The organism is Nocardioides sp. (assembly GCF_036374615.1).
Classification (GTDB): domain Bacteria; phylum Actinomycetota; class Actinomycetes; order Propionibacteriales; family Nocardioidaceae; genus Nocardioides.
Genome location: NZ_DASUTK010000184.1, coordinates 1 through 10,099 on the forward strand (window position 1 = coordinate 1; position 10,099 = coordinate 10,099).

The window sequence follows — 10,099 nt, forward strand, 5'->3', positions numbered from 1 at the left end:
GCCAGCGACGCGCTGCCCATCTGGAGCTCGTCGAGGTAGCTCACGATCCGGTCGACGGGGTCGATCAGCATCTGAACGTAGAGCGTGGCGGCGGTGACGTCGCCCAGCGACACGGTGCCCTGCATGTAGAGCCAGCCGCCGAAGAGCAGGGTCGACACGACGGGGACCAGGTAGGAGACCTCCATGTTCGGGAAGAACACCGTCCGCAGGTACAGCGTGTAGCGCTCGGCGTCGTAGGAATTCTTGATGTCGTCGTCGATCCGGCGCACCCGGTGGCCGCCGAGGCCAAGTGCCTCGACCGACCGCGCGCCCTCGACGGTCTCGGTGAGCGAGGCGTTGATCTCGGAGTACGACGCGGCCTCGCGCAGGTAGCCGTCCTTGGCCCGCCGCAGGTACCAGCGCAGCCCGATCACCAGCGGCGGCAGGCCGAGCACGACCGGGAGCGCGACCCACCAGCCGACCGAGAGCGCAGCCGCCGTGGTCAGGACCGCGGTGACGACCGCGATCATCCACTCCGGGACGGCCTCGCGCACGGACCAGCCGAGCTGGTCGACGTCGCGGCTGGTGCGGGTCAGGAGGTCACCCGACCCGGCCGACTCGACGACCCCGACCGGCAGCGCGAGAGCGTTGCCGACGAAGTCCTCGCGCAGCTCGGCGAGCAGCTGCTCGCCGAGCACCTGGCTGACGAACCTGGCGTAGCGGGTCAGGAGGCCCTGCAGCACCACGAACCCGGCCAGGATCAGCACGATCCGGTCGACCGCCTCGGTCGTCGTGCCCTGCTCCACCGCCTCCACGAGGTCACCGAGCAGCCGTGGCGCCGCCAGGGCTGCGAGCGCGGCCAGGCCGTGCAGCAGGACAGCGGACCCGAGGAGACGCGGGTGGCGACGGGCCAGCTCACCGGCGTACCTGCGGACCGCGAGCTTGTCGGCGACGGGGAGGGTGGTGCTCATCGGATCCCCTCGGCGGTGAGGTCCGAGCCGGCCTCGCGCGTGACCAGCCAGCGGTACTCCGGCACCCGCTCGAGCAGGTCGGTGTGGGTACCGGTGGCCGCCACTCGGTCGTCGCGCAGGTAGACCACGACGTCTGCGGCGGCGAGGACCAGCGGGCTGGTGGTCGTGACGACCGTCGTCCGCGCCGCGCGGTGCTCGCGCAACCGGGACGCGATCCGGGCCTCGGTGTGGGCGTCGACGGCGGACGTCGGCTCGACCAGCACCAGCACCTCGGGGTCGGCCACGAGCGCCCGAGCGAGCACCAGCCGCTGGCGCTGGCCGCCGGAGAAGCTCCGGCCGCGCTCGGTCACGACCGCGTCGAGCCGCTCCGGCAGCGCGTCCAGGACGTCCTCGGCGTCAGCGGTGCGGATCGCCTGGTCGAGGCGGCCGCGGCCGAACGGGTCCAGCGCCCGCGCGAGCGGACCCGCGAACAGCGCGGCTCCCGAGTCGGACACGACGATCCGTCGGCGTACCTCCGCGGTGGTCAGTCGCGTCAACGGCACGCCGCCGTAGGTCACGTCCTCGTCGGTCTGCTCCGCGCACATGCCGAGCCGGTCGGCGAGCGCGGCGGCGGCCTCCGGCTGCTCGACGACGATCGCCGTGAGCCGACCTGGTTCGACGTGGAGGCCGGTACGGGCGTCGGCCAGGACCGACCCCGCGGGCGGTGAGGGGGCTGGAGTCGCCGGGTCCACGTAGTCGGGGGACGCTGCCAGCACCCGGCAGATCCGGCGAGCCGCGACGCGGGCCCGGATGATCTTGCTGGCGTACTCGGTGGCGGTGCGGAGCGGGATCAGGAGGAACGCGGCGTAGCCGTAGAACGCGACGAGCTCGCCGGGGGTGATGGTCCCAGCCACGGCGAACCGGGCGCCGAGCCAGACCACGATCACCACGAAGATCCCAGGCAGGAACACCTGCAGGCCGTCGAGGACCGACTGCAGTCGTGCCACGGCGACGCCGGCCCGCCTGGTGGCCTGCGACTCGCGGCGGTAGCGGTCGTGGAAGACCTGCTCGCCGCCGATGCCGCGCAGCACCCGCAGCCCACTCACGATGTCGGTCGCCGTGTTGGACAGGTCGCCCATGAGCTCGCGCTGGTGGGCGGCGCGGCGCTGGAGCGGACTGAGCAGCGGACCGACCGCCAGCATCAGCAGCGGTACGCCGACGAGCACGACCAGTCCCAGCGTGACCGAGGTCTGGAGGAGGATCACCGAGACCAGCAGGAACGAGACCACGGCACCGGAGAACCGGGCGGACACGTCCATCACCTGGCCGATGTGGCCGAGGTCGTTGGTCCCGATCGCCACGACCTCGCCGGTGGAGACCTTGCGCGGCAGGGTCATTCCCAGCTCGACCGCCTTGCGGCCGACCAGCTGCACGGTGCGGTACGCCGCGATCAGCCAGTTGCTCACGGCGAACCGGTGCCTGATGATGCCGCTGACCGCCTGCACCACGCCGACCAAGAGCATCAGGCCCGCGTACTTCACGAGGGCGCTGCCGTCGCGCGACGTGACACCGGCGTCGATGGCGCGACCGAGCACGAGCGGCATCACGGCCTGCGAGCTGGCCCAGATGATCCCGAAGAACATGCCGCCGGCCAGCGTCGCCCACTGCTCCTTGGCCATCCACCACAGGAAGCGGCCCGGTGACCTGACGTCGGCGGTGCCGGGGTCGTCGAGGGGGAGGGCACGCACCGGGTCAGCCTAGGCAGCCGCCCACCCCGGGCTCGACCGGTTATCCGCACCGGGCGCTACGAGCGGGGGCGCAGCTTCTCCGTGTCGTAGATCGGCAGCACGTCGACCGTGGCGGAGACGATCTCGCCGCCGACGGCCACGCCCAGCACGTTGCCGACTCTCGCCTGCTCGCTCGCGATCACCGCGAGACCGATCTTGCCGAATCTCGGGCTGTCCGTCGGGCTCGTGAGGACCCCCACCTCCTCGCCGTCCTTCGTGACCGCCGCTCCGTACTCGACAAGCTCGTCGGCCTCGTAGCGCAGCGTGACGAAGCGGTGGGGCGGGGCTGCGGCGACGGCGCGCAGCGCGTCCTCGCCCGCGAAACCGAGCCCGAGGTCCGGCCGAACCATCCGGTCGAGGTTGAAGTCGTACGGCGTGCGCTGGTGTGGTTCGTAGTCGTAGTCGGTCACGATCAGCCCGGCCTCGACCCGAGCGACCTCGATGGCGTCGGTGCCGATCGGCGTCACGCCCGCGCCGACGACCGCGTTCCACAGGGTCTCTGCGTCGGCGGGGTCGAGCAGGAACAGCTCGTACCCGAGCTCACCGCCGTACCCGGTCCGCGACAGGTGGACGTCCACGCCCGCGACCTGGACCGGCCGCGGGAGGAACCGGAAGTAGCGCAGCGACCCGAGGTCCACGTCCGCGAGCTTCTGGACGACGTCGCGCGAGCGCGGACCAATCACGCCGAGGTGTGGCATCGACGGGGTGATCCACTCGAACTCCGCGTCGAGGTCCGACAACAGCTCCCCGAAGCGCGCGTCGTGGTCCCGGCCGTTGGTCATCACCCAGCAGTGATCCTCTCGCGCGGTGTTGAACACGGTCCCGTCGTCCACCATGAACCCGTCGGCATCGAGGAACGCGCCGTACCGCACCTGCCCGACCTCGAGCCCGAGCGCGTCGTTGCTGAATGCCCGCTGGGCGCCCTTCAGCGCGTCGGGTCCGCGGAACTCCCACTTGTTCAGTGGTGAGACGTCCCACACCGCCACGTCGTCGCGGATCGCCGCGTACTCCTTCGCCGCGTCCCCGAACCCTTCGAGCCACATCCACCCGCCGTCCTCGACGTGCGAACCGCCCTGCGCGGCGGTCACCTCGTGGAACGCGGTCCTGATCGCTTCGTTCTCGTGCACTCGGGCCTCCGGTCGCCGGGCCGCATCCTCCCACGGGTTTGAACCGCCGTTCAAGGTCGAGGAGACGCCCGCCCACGGGGCCAAGGACGGATCCGCCCTAGCTGGCGAGACCCTCGATGACTTCCGCACCTGGCAGCTGCGCCAGCGCAGGTCCCGGGGCGATCAGCTTCGAGCGACGTACGCCGGAGCCGATCAGGGCCAGGTCGATGGCTGCCACCCGTGAGTCGATCAGCAGCCGCCACGACGCGGGCAGCCCGACCGGAGTGATGCCGCCGTACTCCATCCCGGTCTCCTCGACCGCCCGCTCCAGCGGGAGGAAGGAGCACTTGCGGACGTCGAGCAGTCGCTTGACCCGGTTGTTGACGTCCGCTCGGGTGTCGGCGCGGACCAGGCAGGCGGCGATCCGCTCCTCACCGGCCCGCCGGCCGGACACCACCACGCAGTTGGCACCGGCGTCCAGCGGCACGGCGTAGGCCTCGGAGCAGGCAGCGGTGTCGGCGAGCTCCGGGTCGATCTCGGCGACCCCCACGTCGGTCGCGTGCGGCCACGAGGCCAACGCCTCCCGGACCGGTACGCCGAGCAGGTCCGGCCGCTCCTCGAGCGTCCGGACCTGCAGGGTTCCCAGGGCGGGAAGCGTCATGCGGTCACTCTAGGCAGCTCCTCAGCCGACTCGACGGCTGCGTCGCCGCGCCGCGACGGTCATCGCGACCAGCCCGGCTCCACCGGCCAGCACCCACGGCACCGGCAGCAGCCACTGGACGTCGTCGTTGGCGACCACGTCGCCGACGACCAGTGCCCACACCAGGACCAGGCCGAGGAAGGCCAGTCCCATCACCAGGTGGCCGACGTTCAGGGGGTGCCGCCAGCTGTCGACGACCGACTCGGTGCCGAGCACCTCGGTGTCGCCGCCGTACAGGTCGTCACCGTAGAGGTCGTCGTAGGCGGTGGTCTCGTCGTACTCGTTCATCGTGTGCTCCTCGGTTCGATGGTCTCGTGGTCTCACGCGGCGGTTCGGACGTCGATCGCGCCGACGCTGAGACTGGCGTCGATCTCCAGGGAGGGGACATCGGGGCCACCGTCGTGGGACGCGGTCTTGGTCCAGTCGATGCCTCCGCCCTGGGCGCCGAAGAGGTCGTACCCCCCGGGCCCGTCCACATCTGCGGTGACGTCGACGTCGACGTCCTCGGGCACGAGCACCGAGATCCCACCGACCTCGCCGCGGACCTCGATCGTGCGTCCGTCGAGTCCGTCGAGGTCGGACACCTCGCTCAGGTCCACGATCAGCTCGCCCGCCTCCAGGTAGTAGGTGTCGGCGACCTCCGCGGAGGTCCTCGGCTCGTAGACCTTCTGCTCCCCGTCCCACCGATCGGCCGCGGTTGCGGCCGTCAGGCCCAGGCTGGCGATCAGGCCGAGGGCGATCAGACCGCCCGCGCGGCCGATGACCGAACCGACGACCAGCATCGTGCCGATCACTCCGACCGCGACCGCCGCGTAGGCCGAGTCGTGGATCGGGACGCCTGCCAGGTCGATGATCCCGAGCACGCCCTCGGAGAAGAGGATCAGTGCCAGGGTGAACCAGAACAGCTTGGGACCGCGCTTGCGCGGGTCACGCGGTGCCGGTGCGGCGTAGGGCGCCGGGTAGCCGCCGTCGTAGCCGCTGTACTGGCGACCGTCGGGGTCGTACGGGCTGGCGTAGCCGTGCTGACCGACGTGGGCGCGAGCCTGCGGGTCGTACTGGCCTCCGGCCGCGACGGCGGGGTCGGCCGTGGGATCGGTGGCGGCCTCCGCCGCCTCGGTGTCTCCGGTGTCAGCGGTCCCCGTGGCGGGAGCGGTCGGGGACGCCGCGCCGTACGGCGTGCCGTGGGTGGGCGTTCCCGCCGGGGCGCCCGCGGTCCCCCCGCGGCCGCGGCCGTTCCGGCTGAGCCACACGAACGCGACCAGGCCGATGATCGCCAGTGGCCACGGGAACCAGTAGGCGCCCCACGAGTCGCCGACCAGGGCGAGCGCCGCGAGCACTCCGATGGCGATCAAGGCCACCGTGCGGCTCTTGTCGTCGAGCTGCACGGGCGCCGACTCCGACCCCTCCTCGGGCACGAGCAGCCAGCAGGCGCCGTACACGATCAGGCCGGCGCCGCCGAAGAACGTGAGCACCACGAAGGCGACCCGGAGGATGACCGGGTCGATGTCGAGGTGCCGGGCCAGACCGCCGGCCACACCCGCGACCTTGCGGTCGTGGACGGAGCGGCGGAGTCGGCCGAGGTCGCGGATCTCGTCACGCGAGGGACGGGGGCCGCCGGAGTTCTCGGCGGGTGCGTCGGGAGGTGTCGTGGTCATGTCAACCAGCGTGACCCGTGCGCACGGCATTCACCATCGGGGACCACCCTGATCGTGCCCCGTCGCGGGGGTCGACGGATCAGGGTCGGCTCGGGGTTTCGCCTCATGGTCCGGCCCCGGCCGCTGTGTGACGATTGACCCGAGATGAGCAGCACCAGCGCCCCGGGCGCCCCACTCCACAGCGTGCCCCCCACCGTGCGGCGCGCGTTCCGCGACACCCAGGAGCCGATCATCGGCGGGGTGGCGAGTGGCCTCGCCCACCACCTGGGAGTCCCCAGGACGTGGGTCCGCGCGGCGTTCGTCGTCTCCTGCGTCTTCGGCGGCCTGGGCGTGTTCATGTACGCCGGCCTGTGGCTCGTGCTGCCGGGGGAGTCCGCCTTCCATGCGGCGGCGCCCGGCATCGAGGGGGCCACCCGAGGAGGGCGCCGGCCCGGCCGGATCCGCCGCCTCACCGACCTCGGCCCGGCGATCGTGCTGGCCGCGCTGGGCGTCGGAGCCGTGCTGCTGATCGGGTCGGTGCTCGGCCAAGGAACGTTGTTCTTCGCGATCGCGATCGGGTTCGCGGGCGTCGCCCTGCTCTGGCGGCAGGCTGACGAGGCGCAGCGGGAGCGCTGGCTCGACTCGACCGGCCGGGTCGACCCGGTCCGGGTCGTGCTCGGCAACCGGGGGTGGGCGTCGTACGCGCGGATCGGCATCGGTCTGCTGCTGATCGTGCTCGCCCTGGTGCTGACGTCGTTGCGTGAAGGCGGCTCGCTCGACTTCGCGCGTGACGTGACCGCCACCGCGCTGCTCGCGGTCCTCGGCCTCGGCGTCGTGGTGGGCCCGTGGATCTACCGGCTCGCGGCCGACCTCACCGCCGAGCGAGCGGAGCGGGTGCGCAGCCAGGACCGGGCCGACGTCGCGGCACACCTGCACGACTCGGTCCTGCAGACCCTGGCGCTGATCCAGAAGAACTCCCACGACGGTCCACTGGTCCACCGACTGGCCCGGTCGCAGGAGCGCGACCTGCGGGCGTGGCTCTACTCCGAGGAGTCGACCGACGAGACGACGGTCGCGGGCGCGCTGCGGCGGATGGCGGCCACGATCGAGGACGCCCACGGCATCTCGGTCGAGGTGGTGGCGGTCGGCGACCTGCCGTACTCCGAGTCGCTGTCGGCGATCGTCAAGGCGGCCGGCGAGGCGGTGACCAACGCCGCCAAGCACGCGGGTGTCGAGCGGGTCGACGTGTTCGCAGAGATCACCGGGACGAGCGTGGACGTGTTCGTCCGCGACCGGGGCGTCGGTTTCGACCCCGATACGGTGGCCGAAGGCCGGTTCGGTGTCCAGCACAGCATCCACGACCGGATGGACCGACACGGCGGCACCTCCGAGATCCGATCCACCCCGGGCGAGGGCACCGAGGTCAGGCTGCACCTCCCCGTGACCACAGGAGACTCCGATGACCAGTGACCAGAACCCGGATCCGGCTGCGGGCGGGCGGATCCGCATCGTGCTCGTCGACGACCACGCGATGTTCCGCGCCGGTGTCCGCGGCGAGCTGGCCGGCCACGCCGACGCGGTCGAGGTGGTCGGCGAGGGCGGCGACGTCGACTCGGCCGTCGCCGCCATCGAGGCCACCAGGCCCGACGTCGTCCTGCTCGACGTGCACCTGCCCGGTGGCGGCGGTGTGCAGGTGATCAAGCGCGCCCAGAGCCCGGCGACGCGGTACCTCGCGCTGTCGGTGAGCGACGCGGCCGAGGATGTCATCGGCACCATCCGGGGCGGTGCCCGCGGCTACGTCACCAAGACCATCACCGGGCCCGAGCTGGTCGACGCGATCCGCCGGGTGTCCGAGGGTGACGCGGTGTTCTCGCCGCGGCTGGCCGGCTTCGTGCTGGACGCGTTCGCCGGGTCGATCGAGGTGGCCGAGGTCGACGAGGACCTCGACCGGCTCACCGAGCGGGAGCGGGAGGTGATGCGGCTGATCGCGCGCGGCTATGCCTACAAGGAGGTCGCGAAGGAGCTCTTCATCTCCATCAAGACGGTCGAGACCCACATGTCCTCGGTGCTGCGCAAGCTGCAGCTGTCCTCGCGCCACGAGCTGTCCAGGTGGGCCTCCGACCGGCACCTGCTCTGATTCTTCGCCCGGCGGGATGATTGACAACCCCCGCCGGGGACGATTCCGTAAGGAGCCCGATCGCCCCGCGGAAGCGAGCTCCCCATGGCCGAGACCAGTGCCCTGCCGACGACCGACGAGGAGGACGCCGGCGGCCTCCGGCGGTCGATCACCGGAAAGCAGCTCTTCTTCTACACCCTGGGTGACGTCCTCGGGTCGGGGATCTACGTCCTGATCGGACTGGTCGCCGCCGTGGTCGGCGGCGCGTTCTGGATCGCGTTCGCCGTCGGCGTCACGATCGCCGCGATCACAGGGACGGCGTACGCCGAGCTGGTCACCAAGTACCCGCAGGCGGCCGGTGCCGCGCTGTACGTCAACAAGGCGTTCCGTAACAAGGCACTGACGTTCCTGGTCACCGTGTGCTTCCTGTCCGCCAGTTTCGCGGCCGCCGGCGCGCTGGCCGACGGTTTCGCGTCCTACTTCGCCACCCTGTGGGAAGGTCCGCCGGCGCTGCTGGTCACGCTGCTGTTCATCCTGGCGCTGTCGATCGTCAACTTCATCGGCATCACCGAGTCGGTCGTCATCAACATGGTGATGGCGTTCATCGAGATCGCCGGTCTGGTGATCGTGCTGATCATCGGGATCTGGTACATCGCCGAGGGCGACGCCGACTTCGGGGTGCTGGTCGACTTCCAGAGCCGTACCCTCGAGGGAGAGCCCACTAGCCCGGCTCTCGCCATCCTCGCCGGTGTCGCGCTCTCGTTCTTCGCCATGACCGGTTTCGAGAACACCGCGAACGTCGCGGAGGAGACGATCGACCCGCACCGCAACTTCCCACGGTCGCTGATCGGCGGCATGGTGGTGGCCGGTGTGATCTATGTGCTGGTCTCGATCGCGGCGGCCCTGACGGTGCCGACCGACACCCTGGCCGGTTCCGGGGCCGCGCTGCTCGAGGTGGTCGAGGCCGGGATCCTGCCGATCAACACCGACTTCATGAGCACGCTGTTCTCGGTGATCGCCCTGATCGCGATCACCAACACCACGTTGGTCGCAGTGGTCACCCAGCCGCGGATCCTCTACGGCATGGCCAACGAGGACGTCGTGCCGGGCGTCTTCAGCAGGATCCACGACGGCCGCCGCAGCCCGTGGGTCGGCCTGCTGTTCAGTGGCGCCGTGGTCTGCTCGCTGCTGATCGTCGGCACGATCGCCCCCAAGGTCGAGGGGGTGACGCTCGTCGAGCGGCTCGCCCTGGTCACGGTCGTCTTCCTGCTCTTCATCTACGCGCTGGTGATCGTGTCGTGCCTGAAGCTGCGGGGGCAGGACGACGACGAGGACGCCTTCCGCGCCAACACGCCGTTGCTGTTCGTGGGGCTCGCGGGCAACCTCGCGATCCTCGCCTGGACGGTCTACGACGACCCGACGTCCCTGCTGTGGTGCGCCGGTCTCGTGGCCGTGGGCGTCGTGCTGTTCCTGATCGAGTACCTCTTCGGCCGGCAGAACCGGCCAGCGGGCACGGAGCGCGGCGACCCCAGCCTCAAGGGATGAGCCCATCCGGCGGCCAGTAGCCTTCGCCGCATGGAGACCCTGCGGCTCGTCCTGCTGTTCGTCCACATCCTCGGTTTCGCGGCGCTCCTGGGCGGGATGCTCGTCCAGATGCGGGCGCCCGAGAAGGCAGTCAACGGGCCGATGCGCGACGGCGCCGGCACGGCCTTCTTGGCCGGGCTGGCGCTGGTCGGCGTCCTGGAGGCGGACGACGTCGACGTCGACCACGCCAAGATCGGCGTCAAGCTCGCCGTCGGCCTGGTGATCCTGGTGCTGGTGATGGCG

General features: G+C 71.1%; 10 protein-coding genes. 4 read left to right on the forward strand and 6 right to left on the reverse strand.

The window, feature by feature from the left end:
• The 6 genes from VFZ39_RS14315 to VFZ39_RS14340 all read right to left on the reverse strand — a co-directional run.
• The coding region (locus VFZ39_RS14315) for an ABC transporter ATP-binding protein (protein ID WP_330866449.1) at positions 1–950 on the reverse strand (950 nt) is incomplete at its 3' end.
• Positions 947–2,677: an ABC transporter ATP-binding protein gene (locus VFZ39_RS14320; protein WP_330866450.1), complete on the reverse strand. Its 1,731-nt coding sequence runs from the start codon at positions 2,675–2,677 to the stop codon at positions 947–949. The genes VFZ39_RS14315 and VFZ39_RS14320, both read right to left, overlap by 4 nt.
• A gap of 56 nt (positions 2,678–2,733) precedes the next feature.
• Positions 2,734–3,843 (reverse strand): aminomethyltransferase family protein, encoded by a 1,110-nt coding sequence (locus VFZ39_RS14325; protein WP_330866451.1) that lies wholly within the window; start codon positions 3,841–3,843, stop codon positions 2,734–2,736.
• Between the two features lie 97 nt (positions 3,844–3,940).
• Positions 3,941–4,483, reverse strand: coding sequence for a YbaK/EbsC family protein (locus VFZ39_RS14330; RefSeq protein WP_330866452.1), 543 nt, complete (start codon positions 4,481–4,483; stop codon positions 3,941–3,943).
• 21 nt (positions 4,484–4,504) lie between these two features.
• A complete protein-coding gene (locus tag VFZ39_RS14335; protein WP_330866453.1) occupies positions 4,505–4,810 on the reverse strand; it encodes a hypothetical protein in 306 nt (101 codons plus the stop codon).
• Between the two features lie 32 nt (positions 4,811–4,842).
• Complete coding sequence (locus tag VFZ39_RS14340; protein WP_330866454.1) at positions 4,843–6,177, reverse strand: PspC domain-containing protein; 1,335 nt, start codon at positions 6,175–6,177, stop codon at positions 4,843–4,845.
• Between the two features lie 144 nt (positions 6,178–6,321).
• Between VFZ39_RS14340 and VFZ39_RS14345 the strand changes: the two genes are divergently transcribed.
• From VFZ39_RS14345 to VFZ39_RS14360, 4 genes are all read left to right on the forward strand, one after another.
• Positions 6,322–7,626, forward strand: coding sequence for a PspC domain-containing protein (locus VFZ39_RS14345; RefSeq protein WP_330866455.1), 1,305 nt, complete (start codon positions 6,322–6,324; stop codon positions 7,624–7,626).
• Positions 7,616–8,293 carry a response regulator transcription factor gene (locus VFZ39_RS14350; RefSeq protein ID WP_330866456.1) on the forward strand — a complete coding sequence of 226 codons (678 nt, stop codon included), beginning with the start codon at positions 7,616–7,618 and terminating at the stop codon, positions 8,291–8,293. Before VFZ39_RS14345 ends, VFZ39_RS14350 begins: the two co-directional genes overlap by 11 nt.
• A gap of 84 nt (positions 8,294–8,377) precedes the next feature.
• A complete protein-coding gene (locus VFZ39_RS14355; RefSeq protein WP_330866457.1) occupies positions 8,378–9,817 on the forward strand; it encodes an APC family permease in 1,440 nt (479 codons plus the stop codon).
• Positions 9,818–9,847: 30 nt separating this feature from the next.
• On the forward strand, positions 9,848–10,099 hold a 252-nt coding region (locus VFZ39_RS14360; RefSeq protein ID WP_330866458.1), incomplete at its 3' end, for a hypothetical protein.